Here is a 15,346-nt window from a genome sequence, read left to right as displayed (position 1 = left end):
CATGCTCTACGACATCAGGCTTCACCTGCGTTACGACTATGATGCGGCGGCCGGCGGTGGCCGCCATCAGGTGCGCGTGCTGCCGCCGACCATCCCTGGCGTGCAACGCGTCATCGCCGCTTCACTGTCTTTTGTGCCGGCGCCCAGCGAACGTTCCGACTTTTCCGACTTTTTCGGCAACAGTGTCACCTCGATCGCCTTTCGTGACGCGCATGATGCGCTCGACATCAGGATGAGCGCGCGTGTGTCGGTATCGCGGCCCGAACCCGGGCTCGACGTATCGCCGGACATACGCCGGCTGAGGGAAGAACTCGGCGCAGTGCACTCGCTGGCGCCGGCTTCGCCGCATCACTTTCTGGCCGCCAGCGATCATGCCGGCATCGACGCGGCAATCACTGCCTATGCGAAAGGCAGTGCCGGCAGTTCGACAGTCGGCACGGCCATGGCTCTGTGCAACCGCATTCACCGCGATTTCACCTATGACGGCGAGGCGACCACCGTGCAGACGCGGGCCAGCGACGCCTTCGGCCTGAAGCGCGGCGTCTGCCAGGATTTTTCCCACATCATGATCGCCGGCCTGCGCGGCCTCGGTATTCCCGCGGGCTATGTCAGCGGGTTCCTGCGCACCATCCCGCCGCGCGGGAAGCCGCGGCTCGAAGGCGCCGACGCCATGCACGCCTGGGTCAAGGTGTGGTGCGGGCGCGATGCCGGCTGGCAGGAATTCGATCCGACCAATGGCATGCGGGCAAGCAACGACCATATCACGGTCGGCTATGGCCGCGACTACTCCGACGTGGCGCCGATCGTCGGCGTGCTGAAAACCACGGGCGGGCAGGTCGGCGAGCAGGCGGTCGACGTCATTCCGGTCGTGCTCGAAAAGGCGTGACGACTCACGTCTTCGTTGCACGGCGACGTCGATAGGCTGTTCTGAAACCAAGAGATCAAGAGGCGTTGGAACCCGCAGCCGGCAAGCGGCTTATCTACGGAAATTCCGTGGAGAGGACATGCTGGACAAATCCGGGTCGTCTGGCCGATCGGCTGTAAGGAAAGCTGCACCAAAAAACGCGGTGCCGCAGAACGGGGCACTGGAGAACGGCGCGCAAGCCTCGGCCGTTCGGGCCTCGCTCAACTATGTCACCGACACTGAACCCGGTATTCGCCGGCTGCGTTCGGGCAAGGGGTTCTCGTACAAAGGACCCGACGGGCGGATTGTCGACGGGGAGGCGCTGGTACGCATCAAGGCGCTCGCCATTCCACCGGCCTGGACGGATGTGTGGATCTCGCCGGATGCCGACGGTCACATCCAGGCGACCGGTCGGGACCAGCGCGGACGCAAACAATACCGCTATCACCCGTACTGGGCGGAGGAGCGTGACGGCGTCAAATATTCGAGCCTGGTCGCCTTCGCCGAAAGCCTGCCCGAACTGCGGCGGCAGATCGACGTCGATTTGCGCCGTCACGGCCTACCGCTGGAACGCGTCGTTGCGGCTATCGTCTGGCTGCTCGACAACACGATGATCCGTGTCGGCAATGCCGCCTATGCCCGCGACAACAAGAGTTTTGGGCTGACCACGCTGCGTGACCGCCATGTCGACATCAAGGGCTCGAGCCTGCGCTTTGCCTTCATCGGCAAATCCGGCAAGGAATGGAGATTGAAGCTTGTCGATCGCCGGATTGCCAAGGTCGTGCGTGGAGCGCAGGACCTGCCGGGCCAAAAACTGTTCCAGTATCTCGACGAGGACGGAAACAGGCATCCGGTGCGCTCAGACGACGTCAACCGCTATATCAGGGAAAATGCCGGAGCGGAGTTCAGCTCCAAGCACTTCAGAACCTGGGGTGGCACCATCCATGCAGCGTCGCTGTTTGCGCAAACCGAACGTCCGGAAAGCCAGGCGCAGCAAAAGAGGGTGATGAACAGTGTCATCGACAAGGTTGCCGATCGGCTTGGCAACACACGCGCGGTTTGTCGCCAATGCTACATCCATCCGGAAGTGTTTCGCGCCTGGTCCGAAGGACGGCTGCTGGACGAAATGGCGGATGCCAACAAAGGCAAGCGCTCGATCGCCGGGCTCGACGACGAGGAGGCCTTGGTCTTGAGATGGCTGAAGGCGAGGGAATGACGCCAGACCGGGGGCGTATTTTTTTTGTCGACGCCATGTCGGCATCGGTCCTAGTGTTTCGTCCTTTGACAGAGAAAAGGACGACCCATGCTCTACGCGATCCTCTGCTATGCCTCTGAAGACGTCGTCTGCTCCTGGAGCAAGGAGCAGGACGACGCAGTCATGGAAAAGCTTATCGGTGTGCAGGAAAAATATGCCCAGGCGGGCCGGCTTGGTCCGGTGGCGCGGCTCTTGCCGACGACCGCGGCGACGACGCTGAGGAAGGTCAAGGGCGAATCGATCGTCATCGACGGCCCGTTTGCCGAAACCAAGGAACAGTTCCTCGGCTTCTACACGCTCGAATGCGCCGATCTCGATGAGGCCGTCGACTTCGCGCGCGAGCTTTCCGAGGTCAATCCGAGCGGCGGCTCCTATGAAATCCGGCCGGTCTCGCTCTTCAATCCCGCCAAGGTTTCCGCATGACCGAACTCGCCTGGATCAGCACGGCAATCAGCACCGCTCGCCCGCAGGCGATGGGGGCATTGCTGCGCTACTTCCGCGACCTCGACGCGGCGGAGGAAGCATTCCAGGACGCCTGCCTGAGGGCACTGAACAACTGGCCGAAAAACGGTCCTCCGCGCGATCCGGCAGCCTGGCTGATTTTCGTCGGCCGCAACAGCGGCATCGATGCGGTGCGCAAGCGCGCCAAGCAGGCGCCGCTGCCGGAGGAGGACCAGATCTCCGATCTGGAGGATGCCGAGAGCGACGTCGCCGAGCGGCTGGACGGGGCGCATTACCGCGACGATATTTTGCGGCTGCTGTTTATCTGCTGCCATCCCGACCTGCCGGCCACACAGCAGATCGCGGTGGCGTTACGCATCGTCTCCGGCCTGACGGTCAAGCAGATCGCCCGCGCCTTCCTCGTCGGTGAAAGCGCCATGGAGCAGCGTATCACGCGCGCCAAGGCGCGTATCGCCGACGCCGGGGTGCCGTTCGAGACGCCGGGAGCGGTCGAGCGCTCCGAACGGCTCGCCGCCGTCGCCGCCATGGTCTACTTGATCTTCAACGAAGGCTATTCCAGCAACAGCGGCGAGGCTTCGGCGCGAGCGCCGCTTTGCGAAGAGGCGATCCGGCTGGCCCGGCTGCTGCTCAGGCTGTTCCAGACCGAGCCGGAGATCATGGGGCTGACGGCGCTGTTGCTGCTGCAGCATGCACGCTCGCCGGCTCGCTTCGACGAGAACGGCGAGATCGTGCTGCTCGAAGACCAGGACCGCAGTCTGTGGAGCCGCAAGATGATCGATGAAGGCCTGGCGCTGGTCGATAAGGCGTTGCGCCATCGCAAGCCCGGTCCCTACCAGGTGCAAGCGGCGATCGCCGCACTGCATGCGCGGGCGGAAAAACCCGAGGATACGGACTGGAACGAGATCGACCTGCTCTACGGGCTGCTCGAGCAGATGCAGCCGTCGCCGGTGGTGACGCTCAACCGCGCCGTCGCGGTCTCCAAGGTGCGTGGACCGGAAGCCGCACTCGCCATGATCGAGCCGCTCGAGGGAAGGCTTTCCGGCTATTTCCATTTCTTCGGCCTCAAGGGCGGACTGCTGATGCAGCTTGGCCGCGGCGAGGAGGCGCGTGTCGCTTTCGACCGCGCCATCGCGCTCGCCAATACGGCCGCCGAGGCAGCGCATATCCGCATGCATATCGACCAGCTGATGAAAGAAAGCGCCGTGCGGGAAACCGCCAAGACGGCACACTGATTCGCTCTATCTGGCTGGTTCAACAGTCGGACGCCGGCTTGGACCATGCCGGGGTGGCGATTTCTCCCTGAAACGCGTAATGCCACGCCATGACAGCGCCTGGTATGCCGACCGGCAGGGAACCGGTATGGCGAAAAGCTTGGACCGACGCCATATGAGCGACGGGATCTGAAAGGGACGAACGAAATGACGATTGCGAAGGAAACGGCCGGGCTTCTGGCGAAACTGGGCGTTGCCGAGGGCGCGCTTACGGGCGGCGACCTCATCGTGCGCAGCCCGGTAACCGGCGAGCAGATCGCCGCGCTGAAGACCATCTCGCCGGCCGATGCGGCAACGACCATCGACAATGCCCACAAAGCTTTCCTGGCGTGGCGGCAGGTGCCAGCTCCCAAGCGTGGCGAACTGGTGCGGCTGCTCGGCGAGGAATTGCGCACACACAAGGCCGAGCTTGGCCGGTTGGTATCGATCGAAGTCGGCAAGATCCCATCCGAAGGTCTTGGCGAAGTGCAGGAGATGATCGACATCTGCGATTTCGCTGTCGGTCTTTCCCGGCAATTGTACGGCCTGACCATCGCCACCGAGCGTCCCGGCCATCGCATGATGGAGACCTGGCATCCGCTGGGCGTCGTCGGCGTCATCTCGGCCTTCAACTTTCCGGTGGCGGTATGGTCGTGGAACGCGGCACTTGCGCTGGTCTGCGGCGACGCGGTGGTGTGGAAACCGTCCGAGAAGACCCCGCTGACGGCGCTCGCCTGCGAAGCGATTTTTGCACGCGCGGTAAAGCGTTTTGGCACGGACGCGCCGCAGGGCCTGGCGCCGGTGCTGATCGGCGACCGTGCCGTCGGCGAGATCCTGGTTGACCATCCGAAGGTGCCGCTGGTCTCGGCCACCGGCTCGACGCGCATGGGCAGGGATGTCGGCCCACGGCTGGCGAAGCGCTTTGCCCGTGCGGTGCTGGAGCTCGGCGGCAACAATGCCGGCATCGTCTGCCCGACGGCCGATCTGGACATGGCGCTCCGCGCTATCGCCTTCGGCGCCATGGGCACGGCCGGCCAGCGCTGCACGACGCTCAGGCGCCTGTTCGTGCATGAGAGCGTCTATGACCAGCTCGTTCCGCGCCTGAAGAAGGCTTATGAGAGCGTCTCGGTCGGTAATCCGCTGGAGACAAGCGCTCTGGTTGGCCCGCTGATCGACAAGGCTGCCTACGAGAATATGCAGAAGGCGCTGGAGGAGGCGGCTTCGCATGGCGGTAAGATAACCGGCGGAATGCGGGTCGAGAACGCTCACCCCGAGGCCCACTATGTGCGTCCGGCGCTGGTCGAAATGCCGCGGCAGGTTTCGCCGGTGACGGAGGAAACCTTCGCGCCCATCCTCTATGTGATGAAATATTCGGACTTCGACATCGTGCTAGAAGAACACAATGCGGTGGGAGCGGGGCTGTCATCCTCGATCTTTACCCGCGACCTGCAGGAATCCGAGCGCTTTCTTAGCGTCGACGGATCGGACTGCGGCATCGCCAACGTCAATATAGGCACGTCAGGGGCCGAGATCGGCGGTGCCTTCGGTGGCGAGAAGGAGACCGGCGGCGGCCGCGAGTCGGGGTCCGATGCCTGGAAGGCCTATATGCGGCGCGCCACCAATACGGTGAATTATTCCAAGGCGCTGCCGCTTGCGCAGGGCGTGTCGTTCGACATCGATTGAAAAGCCAGACCTCCGTCGCGGCGGCGCGAAAGCCGCCACGACGGCGGTCGGCTCGCGGTTCAGCTGGCTTCGGAAGTTACAACACAATTGTCGAAGGCTGCATCGATGATGGCGAGCTTGACCGCCTGGGCGGTCATGTATTCCTGATAGAACTCGCTCGACACCCACATGACCGAGTGACCGCGCTGGCCCAGCCAGCCGATGCTGCCGAGTTCCTCGGCATCGCGCAATTTGCGTGACAGGTGAGTGCGGGAAAGCTTGAGCCAGTTCGCGAAATCCCCGATTGAGACGACACCGGTCGGGATTCGGTCCAGGTCGGCATGATCGGGGTCGACGCCGGACATCAGCCAATCCATGACGATGCCGCCATTGTCGAGCCAGGTGAACAAGGAAAAAGTCTGTCTTGGCTCGCGCACGGCATGCGACGAAAGCAGTCCGTCGGCCACCAGTGGCTGCAGTTTGGCGAGCACATCCGGTTGTGCGACGAATGCAGGCAGTCGAAATCCACCGTCCAGGCTGTCCAGCGTTTTCAGATGAGCCATGACCCAGCCGGCAACCGTCTCCAGAGTGCCCGCGGCCGGCTCAAACGGGCGGACGCGCCCATATTTAATCGGCAGATGCCGGATGAAACCGTAATGCAGCATCTCCTTCAGGAAGGCGTCGGCGGTGTTGCGGCTGGCCACCGAATGCCGGCAGATGTCGTCCATGAACCGTGCGGACGTAAGGCCCTTGCGATGATCGTCCGGCTCTCGATTGAAATACAAGCCAAGGCCGATATGGGCCATCAGCCAACGCTGTTGCGTGGCGAATACGGAAGCCAGCCGCGGGTTCGCTTCATAGGTCTGGAGAAGCGTCCGCGACTGAGCCTGGACATGGCGACGCAGTGCCGGATGGCTGGCAATGTCTTCAGAAACCAGCGCCATCCCCGCCGAGCCCAACCAAATTTGCAACTGGAAAATGCCGATCACAATTTCAGCCTTCGCGGGTCGTGTCCAGAGCCGGCGCATTACGATACGAGCTGAATCCCGCCGGCTAGTGGGCTGAATTCCGCGACTTGATCGCCGAGGCCACTGATCTCGCTGCAGAAGGCTAGCCCGCTCGAACCCGCCAATGATGGCCTCGCCCCGTCCAGCCCGTGCTCCCGCCGATGGCGACGCGGAACCAACACAAGCTTTGCTCGTTGAAGAACGCTGATTTGGACTGAGACTGTGAGGAACTACAAAATGGAGAATGGCCTTTTCGCCACGCCGCCTGCAGCGTTACGGAAAACAGAGTCGGTTTGGCTACGGGCGCTCAAATGGCTGTTGCGCCGGGTGCGCAGCGCCTCCGACAGCTCCGGAACCATGTTGAAGCCAATCCTTTCCGGACCTGAGGATGATAGCGGGCCTACTCCGCCTCGACGCGCTTGAGGCTGATTGCACTGCGATCCTGACGCCAAAAATAACCGGTCGCATGTCTTTTCATCACTGCCGCGGCGGCGACAGCCATGACCGCTTCGAAGGCCTGCGACGGCGATGTGTTCGCCTGATGCAGCGGCGGGAGCGGCAGTGCCGCGTAACGGCGGGAACCATCGGGCATGCTTGGCTATTAGATACAGGCGGCTGCTGGTCTGCCGGGCCAGGAGCTATTGCTATGATCATTAATCCCCCACCGGAAAGCGCGATCCCGGCATCCGTTCCGTCGGTCGATCCAAAAGCCGCCCCGACGCTTCGCAATGCCGAAGCGGAGGTCTTTTATATCGAAGCGATCCGCGAACTTGTCGCGACCGGCATCCCCTTTCTCGTCGCCGGCACCTATGCCGTAAGCGCCTATACCGGGATCATCCGCCAGACCAAGGATCTCGACATTTTCTGCAAGGCCGGCGACTGCCCGCGCATCCTCGCCCATTTCAAGCAGATCGGCTACGCCGTCGTGGTCGAGGACGACCGGTGGCTCGGTAAAGTGTTCAAGGGCACCCATTTTTTCGACGTCATTTTCGCCTCGATGAACGGCACCATGCCTGTCGACGACCAGTGGCTGGAGCACGCCCGTCAGGGCGAATTGCTGGGCAGCCAGGTGCGGATCATCGGGCCCACCGAGCTTATCTGGTCCAAAAGTTTCATCCAGGACCGCGGTCGCCACGATGGTGCCGACATCTCGCACACCATCCTCAAGGCCCACGACCAGATCGACTGGCAAAGGCTGCTTTCCTACATGGAAGTTCATTGGGAAGTTCTGCTGATGCATCTCTTGAACTTCCGATGGATCTATCCGACGGAGCGGGGCCGCGTGCCCGCCTGGCTGCTCGACGAGCTGCTTGACCGGCTGGCCAAGCAGCGCGAATTGCCACCTTCCCGGATGAAAATCTGCCGTGGGCGCATGCTTTCACGAACTGACTATGAGATCGACGTCAACGACTGGGGTTTTGCCGACGTCGGCGGTGAAGGAGAACATAGCAATGGCTGACGAGCTCGAAACTGCTTCGCCGAAGGCGGAAAACGGCAGCGCACTCAAAGTCGCCGCCATTGGCGATCTGCATGTCGGCAAGGAGGACCAGGCCTCGTACCGCGATCTTTTCGGCGAGATGTCGCGTGCAGCCCAGGTTCTCGTGCTGACGGGCGACCTTACCAATCTCGGCAAGCCTCGGGAGGCCGAAATCCTTGCCGAGGAACTGCGTGCCTGCACGATCCCGGTCGTCGCCGTACTTGGCAATCACGACTATGAGTCAGGCGCCGTCGAGCAGGTCACCGACATTCTGCGTCAGGCGGGCGTTCACCTGCTCGACGGCGAGGCGACGGAGATTCACGAGGTCGGGTTCGTTGGGGTCAAGGGTTTCGTTGGCGGTTTTGGATCGCGCATGCTCGGCTCCTTCGGCGAACGGGCGATCAAGTCAATGGTGGCGGAAAGCGTGAACGAAGCGATGCGGCTTGAAAACGCAATGCGGCAGGTCCGCGCCAAACGCACGCTTGTCGTTCTGCACTACGCGCCTGTCGTCGAGACGGTCGAAGGCGAGCCGCTGGAGATCTTCCCGTTTCTCGGTTCGTCACGCCTGGCCGAGACAATAGACCGGTTCCAGGTCAGCGCGGTGGTGCATGGCCATGCGCATCGCGGCGCCTACGAGGGCCGCACACCGGGCGGGGCGACGGTCTATAACGTTGCCATGCATGTCGCCAAGCCGACCGGCCGCCCCTACGCTGTGCTCGAAATCTAATAGGCTAGATGTTGAACGCCCGCTTCGGCGGAATATCGTTTTCATCCGGATTGGGAATGGGGTCCTCGTCGGGGAGCCTGTCGGGGTCCGGCTCACGCACGGGCTTGGGATCGGGGATGGGAGGCGGCGGCACCGGGGTCGGCATTGGCTCGGGTGTGGGAATAGTGGCCATCGTGATCATCTCCTCTTGGCGCAGAACAACGCAATGGGTCAGCTGGTTCCCGCCTTCTGGTCAGCCCATCTCCGGATTCGCCTGTCTGCTGCCCGACTTGCTTGATCGCAGCAGCAGAGCAAGCGGAACGAGCAGGGCGGTTGCCACCGCGCAGTAGCGGAAGACATCGACATAGGCGAGCAGCGTGGCCTGGCGGGCGATCAACTGGCCAAGCCAGCCGATCGCCTGCTGCTTCGCCTCGACCATCGGCGAACCCTGGGCGACGAAATGCTCGGTCGCCTGCCGAAGCGCCTGCTGATAGGCGGGCGACGACTGCACGGTGTGGCCGACCAGATACGATTGATGGATCTGGGAGCTTTGCGCAATGACGGTGTTGGACAGCGAGACGCCGATGCTGCCGCCGATATTGCGTGCAACGTTGATCAGCGCCGATGCCTGGTTGGTCTTCTGCGGGGGCAGGCCGACATAGGCCGCGGTCGAGATGGGAATGAACAGGAACGGCAGCCCGACCATCAGGAAAACACGGGCAAAGGCAAAGAAGCGGAAGCTGGCGTCCGGAGTAAGCGAGGTCATATGCCAGAGGGCCACTGCGACCACCGACATGCCCATCATGATCAGGTATTTGGGCTGCACGATGCTGCCTACAAATCCGGACACCGGCATCAAGATCAGCATGGCGATGCCGCCCGGCATCATCGAAAGGCCCGAGAGCGTCGCGGTGTAGGCAAATGTCGTCTGCTGCAGCTGCGGCACGATCTGGGTGGTGCTGAACAGGATAGCACCGACCGCCATCATGACCAGGAAGGCCGTGCCGAACTGGCGCGTGAACAACAGACGCATGTCGACGACCGGATCGCTGCGACTGAGCTCCCATGGGATAAGCAGCAGGAACGCGATCGCGGAAATCACTGCGAAAGTGGTGATGAAATCCGAGGCGAACCAATCGTAGCGCTGGCCCCGGTCGAGAAAAATCTCCAGGCACCCCAAGGCCGTCGCCACCAGGACGAACCCGATCCCGTCGATCTTCAGGCCGCCCTTCAGCCGTTCCTTGCGTTCGCGTTCGAGTACGTCCGGTTCGACCAACAGCCATTGCACCAGGGCCAGCGACAGGATGCCGAACGGCACGTTGATGAAGAAGATCCAGTGCCAGGAGAAATGGTCGGTCAGCCAGCCGCCGATCGTCGGCCCGACCGTCGGTGCGACGATGACGGCAATGCCGTAAAGCGCGAAGGCCTGCGAGCGCTTTTCAGGCGGAAAGGTGTCGGCAAGGATCGATTGCTCGCTTGGCGCCATGCCGCCGCCGCCGAGGCCCTGAAGGACCCTGAACAGGATGAGCAGTTCCAGGTTGGGTGCCAGTCCGCACAGCAGCGACGCGACGGTGAAGGTCGCAACGCAGAGCATGTAGTAGCGCTTGCGGCCGATGACGCTTGCCAGCCAGCCGCTGACCGGAATGATCACCGAGTTGGCAACGAGATAGGTGGTAATCACCCAGGTGCTTTCGTCCATTCCGGCCGCCAGGCTGCCAGCGATGTTGCGCAGGGCGACATTGGCGATCGAGGTGTCCAGCACCAGCATGAAAGTGGCGATGGAGACGACGACGGCGATGAGCCACGGATTGTGTGTCCCGGCGGCGGATCGGCTTTCGCCCTGATTTCTGGCGGTTTCGCCGTTCATCGCACCTTGACCGTCGGCACCACCGACAGGCCTGGCCCGAGAAGCACATCCGGCGGCTTGTCGAAGACGATCTTGACCGGCACGCGCTGCACCACCTTGACATAATTGCCGGTGGCATTTTCGGCCGGCAGGAGGCTGAAGGCGGTGCCGCTGCCGGCCTGAATACTGTCGACGCGGCCGTGAAAGGACTTGTCCGGGTAGGCGTCGATGTCGATGTCGACCGGCTGTCCCTGCCGCATCAGATCGAGCTGCGTCTCCTTGAAATTGGCCTTCACCCAGACCTCGTCGGGAACGAACATCATCAATACCTGGCCGGGTTGGGCGTAGGTGCCGTTCGCGGCGGAAATGCTCGTTGCCCGCCCGGCTGCGGGTGCTGTGATAGTCGTGCGCGACAGCGTCGTGCGGGCTTGCTCCTGGCTGGCCTTTGCCTGCTCGAGCTGCGCCTCGACGCTCCTGGCCTGTGCCTGCAAGACCGAAACCTGGCTTTTTGCGGAGGCTACATTGGCCTCGGCGCTGTCCAGCGCGGCCTGATCCTGACGCAACGTCGATGCCGCCTGCTGCGCCTGCTGCTGCGTTGCTGTGCCCCTGGCCAGGAGTTCGCGATTGCGTTGATCCTCGGCCTTGGCGAAGTCCAGCGCTGCCTTGGCCTGTGCAACCTGCCTCTGGGCAGCGTTTACCTTTGCGTTTTGAGCCTCGATCTGGGCGGCGACATTGACGATTTCGGCCTCGGCCGCGGCGACGCCGGCGTCGGCCTGCTTCAGGTTTGCCTGATAGTCGCTGTCGTCGATACGCAGGAGGACATCGCCCGCCTGTACATGCTGATTGTCGGTAACCGCCAGCTCGGTAATGCGGCCGGCTATTTGCGCACCGATCGTCACTGTGCGCGCATCTATGAAGGCGTCGTCGGTCGATTCGTACTGGCGAGCGTTCAGCCACCAGATCGCGATGCCTGCCGCGACGAGCAACAGCGCAAGCGCGATGGCTGCGGCCGCATAGGGATGGCGCCTGGGAAAGCCGAGCAGACCGGCCTTTCGTTGCGAGGCATTCCCGTCGGGTTTTTCCTGCCGGGGCTCTGCCGATCGCTTATGAGATTCTCGAACCGGGGCCGGTTGCTCCCGGGTTTCATTTACAGGCTCGACGTCTTGCTCGACGCGTTGAGGCTTCGTGTCCAACGGAATTGCTTTCAAGATTGATATTGCAGCCGCCGAAGCGGACGCAAAGCCAAACGGCAAGCTTCCGCAAAAGTTCCTGTCCGGAAACGGGTTCGGTTAACGGGTCGACATCGAACACAGGCGGGGGCGCGTCGGAATTCGAGCGCCGCTTCGACGGGGCAGGTGATCCGTACGCCTCATGTTGCGGCGGTCCGGCCTTGTCAGCGCTCCATGGCGCGATAATTGCTCATGTAGGCGTGGGCGAATTCACCTGTCGACAGGAGCCGACCATGAAACATCAAACACTCGACCAACTGCAGGCCGTCGCGGAAGTTGAGTCCTTCGCGGCGTATCCGGCGATGACTCGAACCCAGCGGATTGAACGTTGGGCGGAACTTCTCGAACAAAACCCGACGCGATGCCTTGGGGCGCTTCCAGGCACCGAATATATGAACAGGGAAGCGCGCGACAGATCGCGTGGCGCTGGCACGCCGCTCACTGTCGCCTTCGAGGATCCGGTTCTGCGTGCCATGGGCCTCAGCGATGATACCTATGGTGAGGCAAAGCGCTTCTTCGAACTGAGCGACCGGCAGTTGCACCAAATCGTCTGCCATTGCCATGTCGGCGCTACGATGCAAGCGAGATGGGCCGCTGCCAGGGTGCGCGGGATAGTTCGCGGCAACAGATTTGTTGCCTGGATGAAGGGCTTGATCGTGCATTGAGGCGGTACGAGGAACGGCGGAACACGCGTTCTTTCCGCGCCGTGGAGAGCGCTTCCGAATTTGGAAGGGCTCGTGCGCCGTCGGGCCGCGCAGATTGTGAAACTCCTCGACGCTTGGCTGCGCCTTGTCGCGGCCATGCGTCCGTCTTTGATGTGAGAATTTGAGCTGGCCCGCCGCAGGTGAGGGCCTTCGTCTGGCCGGCGGCCGAGCGCCGTCCAGGCCTGCCTGCGCGGCTACTAACGACACAAATGATCCTGCGATCGGGGAAGATCCTGCGACCTGGCTAAACTAGCGATCGATTTCTCCGAACACGATGTCGAGCGAGCCGATGATCGCGGCAACATCGGCGATCATATGGCCTCGGGACAGGAAATCCATCGCCTGCAGGTGGGCGAAGGAAGGTGCGCGGATCTTGCATCGGTAGGGAACGTTGCCCCCGTCCGACACGAGGTAGACGCCGAATTCACCCTTCGGCGCCTCGACGGCGGCATAGACTTCACCGCTCGGCACGCGAATGCCTTCGGTATAAAGTTTGAAGTGGTGGATCGTCGCTTCCATCGAGCGCTTCATCGTGGCACGCGGCGGCGGCGTGATCTTGTGGTTCGGAATCGCGACCGGTCCCTGGCCTTCGGGTGAGCGCAACTTTTCCAGGCATTGCCGCATGATCCGGACCGACTGGCGCATTTCCTCCATGCGTACGAGATAGCGGTCGTAGCAGTCGCCATGCTTGCCGACCGGAATATCGAAATCCATCTCCGAATAGCATTCGTATGGCTGCGCCTTGCGCAGGTCCCAGGACGCGCCCGATCCGCGTACCATCACCCCGGAAAAGCCCCAGGCCCAGGCATCATCGAGGCCGATCACCCCGACATCGACATTGCGCTGCTTGAAGATGCGGTTCTCGGTCAACAGCTCTTCGAGATTGTGGCAGACCTTGAGGAACGGATCGCAGAACTTCCAGATGTCGTCGAGGAGTTCCGGCGGCAGATCCTGATGCACGCCGCCGACCCTGAAATAATTCGCGTGCATGCGGGCGCCGGACGCGCGCTCATAAAAGACCATCAGCTTCTCGCGCTCGGCGAAACCCCAGAGCGGCGGCGTCAACGCGCCGATGTCCATGGCTTGCGTGGTGACGTTGAGGAGGTGCGATAACAGCCGGCCTATTTCGCAGAAAAGCACGCGGATGAGCTGTCCGCGTTTCGTAACCGATATTTCGAGGAGCTTCTCGGCGGCGAGACAGAATGCATGCTCCTGGTTCATCGGCGCGACGTAGTCGAGCCGGTCGAAATAGGGCAAGGCCTGCAGGTAGTTCTTGTACTCGATGAGCTTTTCGGTGCCGCGATGCAGCAGGCCGATGTGGGGATCGGCGCGTTCCACGATCTCGCCGTCGAGTTCGAGCACCAGCCGCAGGACGCCGTGAGCGGAGGGATGTTGTGGCCCGAAATTGATGGTGAAGTTGCGAACTGCAGCCTCGGCCATGACAGTCCTCCGCGATCGGGCGGCCTTCGTTTCCGTGCCGGAGCCGGCTTGTCCGCTTTCAGCCGCTCACGTCGTCGTCTGGATGATCAGCGTCAGCGTGCCGTCGCCGTCGATATTGGCCGCCACGACCTGCGTGGAATTAAGCCCGTTCGCCGCCAGCGCCGATGCCGCCTGCGGCGATGCGTCGATCGAACTTTGCAGGATGCGCAAATCCTCGGCGCTGGTCTGCGTGACGACGGCCTCCGCCTGTGCCTTGATGTCAGGAGGCAGATCCTCCATCGCCACGATTGTCACTGCGGTGAAATTCTGGGCGGAGAAGGCTTGGTCAGGTGTAGCCTGGTCGGGAGTGGTCCCTTCGGGGGTGGCTTGCTCCGGCAGGGTTTGCGGGGCCGTCGGCGGGACAGGGGCAAGCTCTGGTCCCACGGATTGCGCATAGACCGGCGAGGCAAGGGCCAGTGCCGAAAGTGTGGCAATTGTCGTCGATAGGCGCATGGCCGTTCCTTCCGTTTGCTCAGCGGACGATCAATTCGGTGACGACAAAACCATCGTGTCGAAATATGGTTCCGTGACCGAGGTGATGTCTTGCCGAAAGCCGTGATTGTCGCGGAAAGCAGGGCGCGAAATCCGGCGTTGCCTGTCTCAGGCAGCGGTGTGGCTGCGATCGGGCTGCGGCCAGCGCTGCAACGCCTCACGGCCCTGAGCGGTCAGTTCGTAGATCCCGCGATCGGTGCGTGCGAACCAGCGATACACATTGTGCAGCAGGATCTTAGGCGCGTTCGGCAGGTTGGGCTTCAAGTCACGCGGCCGCTTTGGGCCGTCGGCGAGGGCTGCGGCGCATGCCAGCGCCTGCTGGCGATAAGCGGTCATGATCGGCGCACGCGAGCCGCCGCCGGCGACAGGATCGCCCTGCCGACGCCGATGTTCGTCAATTAGCTTCGAGCGGCGCCGGGGATCGCGACGCGGAGCCAATGCCGTCGGGCTGAGCAGCACCTGAACCTCGCCGTTCGGTCGCACGCCAAGCAGGCCAAAGCCGAGCCGACGGCAGAGATTGCGGTATCTCACATCGCTCTCACGGCCCTTGCCACGGGCCGACATGCATGCCGCTAGCCAGACCTCGTCGCTCGCCGCCATACGGTCGATGCCCTGGAGGATGAGCTCGAGATTGAACTTCAGCTTCAGCTCGCAGATGACGACGATCGGTGGAGAGTCGGCATTCAGCGCCAGCAGATCGCAGCCGCCGATCTCGCCCTTGACTATAAATCCCAGGCCTTCGAGGAAGGCCTTGACCGGGCTGTAGAGTGACGTTTCGAGCATGGGCCTTTGTCGGCTGCGAATCATCCCGCCGATCGGCGGTTCAGCGCGATGATCGCTCCTTGCCGTTGAACAGGAGGTAAACGACGGCCG

Annotated in this window: 16 protein-coding genes; 8 read left to right on the top strand and 8 right to left on the bottom strand. The window is 62.5% G+C overall.

Annotated features, from left to right (window positions below; all coding sequences use genetic code 11):
* The first annotated feature begins 1 nt into the window (after position 1).
* The 5 genes from NKH16_RS04500 (at position 2) to amaB (ending at position 5,554) form a co-directional block, all read left to right on the top strand.
* Positions 2–886 (top strand): transglutaminase family protein, encoded by an 885-nt coding sequence (locus NKH16_RS04500; protein ID WP_352448166.1) that lies wholly within the window; start codon positions 2–4, stop codon positions 884–886.
* Positions 887–1,004: 118 nt separating this feature from the next.
* Positions 1,005–2,120: a DNA topoisomerase IB gene (locus NKH16_RS04495; protein WP_352448165.1), complete on the top strand. Its 1,116-nt coding sequence runs from the start codon at positions 1,005–1,007 to the stop codon at positions 2,118–2,120.
* An 87-nt stretch (positions 2,121–2,207) separates the two neighbouring features.
* Positions 2,208–2,582: a YciI family protein gene (locus tag NKH16_RS04490; protein ID WP_292663532.1), complete on the top strand. Its 375-nt coding sequence runs from the start codon at positions 2,208–2,210 to the stop codon at positions 2,580–2,582.
* A complete protein-coding gene (locus NKH16_RS04485; RefSeq protein WP_352741987.1) occupies positions 2,579–3,853 on the top strand; it encodes an RNA polymerase sigma factor in 1,275 nt (424 codons plus the stop codon). Before NKH16_RS04490 ends, NKH16_RS04485 begins: the two co-directional genes overlap by 4 nt.
* A 186-nt stretch (positions 3,854–4,039) precedes the next feature.
* Positions 4,040–5,554 carry an L-piperidine-6-carboxylate dehydrogenase gene (gene amaB, locus NKH16_RS04480; RefSeq protein WP_352741985.1) on the top strand — a complete coding sequence of 505 codons (1,515 nt, stop codon included), beginning with the start codon at positions 4,040–4,042 and terminating at the stop codon, positions 5,552–5,554.
* A 59-nt stretch (positions 5,555–5,613) separates the two neighbouring features.
* Here amaB and NKH16_RS04475 read toward each other — a convergent pair whose 3' ends face one another.
* On the bottom strand, positions 5,614–6,477 hold the full coding sequence (locus tag NKH16_RS04475; RefSeq protein WP_352448417.1) for a hypothetical protein: 864 nt from the start codon (positions 6,475–6,477) through the stop codon (positions 5,614–5,616).
* Between the two features lie 463 nt (positions 6,478–6,940).
* Positions 6,941–7,132 carry a hypothetical protein gene (locus NKH16_RS04470; protein ID WP_352741984.1) on the bottom strand — a complete coding sequence of 64 codons (192 nt, stop codon included), beginning with the start codon at positions 7,130–7,132 and terminating at the stop codon, positions 6,941–6,943.
* Positions 7,133–7,186: 54 nt separating this feature from the next.
* Here NKH16_RS04470 and NKH16_RS04465 point away from each other — a divergent pair, with 54 nt between their 5' ends.
* Both NKH16_RS04465 and NKH16_RS04460 read left to right on the top strand, forming a co-directional pair.
* On the top strand, positions 7,187–7,999 hold the full coding sequence (locus tag NKH16_RS04465) for a nucleotidyltransferase family protein (protein ID WP_352448162.1): 813 nt from the start codon (positions 7,187–7,189) through the stop codon (positions 7,997–7,999).
* Complete coding sequence (locus NKH16_RS04460) at positions 7,992–8,744, top strand: metallophosphoesterase family protein (protein WP_352898482.1); 753 nt, start codon at positions 7,992–7,994, stop codon at positions 8,742–8,744. Before NKH16_RS04465 ends, NKH16_RS04460 begins: the two co-directional genes overlap by 8 nt.
* A gap of 4 nt (positions 8,745–8,748) precedes the next feature.
* On the opposite strand, the gene NKH16_RS04455 is transcribed toward NKH16_RS04460, so the two are convergent.
* From NKH16_RS04455 to NKH16_RS04445, 3 genes are read right to left on the bottom strand one after another with little or no spacing between them, the layout of a single operon-like run.
* The gene (locus NKH16_RS04455) at positions 8,749–8,916 is read right to left on the bottom strand and encodes a hypothetical protein (protein ID WP_352448160.1); all 168 of its coding nucleotides are present in this window, start codon (positions 8,914–8,916) and stop codon (positions 8,749–8,751) included.
* A gap of 60 nt (positions 8,917–8,976) precedes the next feature.
* Positions 8,977–10,590, bottom strand: coding sequence for a DHA2 family efflux MFS transporter permease subunit (locus tag NKH16_RS04450; RefSeq protein ID WP_352448159.1), 1,614 nt, complete (start codon positions 10,588–10,590; stop codon positions 8,977–8,979).
* Complete coding sequence (locus NKH16_RS04445) at positions 10,587–11,555, bottom strand: HlyD family secretion protein (protein ID WP_352741981.1); 969 nt, start codon at positions 11,553–11,555, stop codon at positions 10,587–10,589. The genes NKH16_RS04450 and NKH16_RS04445 overlap by 4 nt, the downstream gene beginning before the upstream one ends.
* Positions 11,556–12,031: 476 nt before the next feature.
* Between NKH16_RS04445 and NKH16_RS04440 the strand changes: the two genes are divergently transcribed.
* Positions 12,032–12,463, top strand: coding sequence for a hypothetical protein (locus NKH16_RS04440; protein WP_023675469.1), 432 nt, complete (start codon positions 12,032–12,034; stop codon positions 12,461–12,463).
* Positions 12,464–12,751: 288 nt separating this feature from the next.
* Here the strand turns inward: NKH16_RS04440 and NKH16_RS04435 are convergent, their stop codons facing one another.
* The 3 genes from NKH16_RS04435 to NKH16_RS04425 all read right to left on the bottom strand — a co-directional run bounded on the left by NKH16_RS04435 (position 12,752) and on the right by NKH16_RS04425 (position 15,256).
* On the bottom strand, positions 12,752–13,942 hold the full coding sequence (locus tag NKH16_RS04435; RefSeq protein WP_352702790.1) for an NADH-quinone oxidoreductase subunit D: 1,191 nt from the start codon (positions 13,940–13,942) through the stop codon (positions 12,752–12,754).
* Positions 13,943–14,008: 66 nt separating this feature from the next.
* Positions 14,009–14,434, bottom strand: a complete 426-nt coding sequence (locus NKH16_RS04430) for a hypothetical protein (RefSeq protein ID WP_352448156.1) — start codon at positions 14,432–14,434, stop codon at positions 14,009–14,011.
* A 147-nt stretch (positions 14,435–14,581) separates the two neighbouring features.
* A complete protein-coding gene (locus NKH16_RS04425; protein WP_352741979.1) occupies positions 14,582–15,256 on the bottom strand; it encodes a DUF2161 domain-containing phosphodiesterase in 675 nt (224 codons plus the stop codon).
* Positions 15,257–15,346: the final 90 nt, after the last annotated feature.

Origin of the sequence: Mesorhizobium sp. M1307, from assembly GCF_040318155.1 — a bacterium.
Lineage (GTDB): Bacteria > Pseudomonadota > Alphaproteobacteria > Rhizobiales > Rhizobiaceae > Mesorhizobium.
The sequence above is the reverse complement of the archived record's forward strand: the minus strand, read 5'-3'. Positions and strand labels throughout refer to the sequence as shown.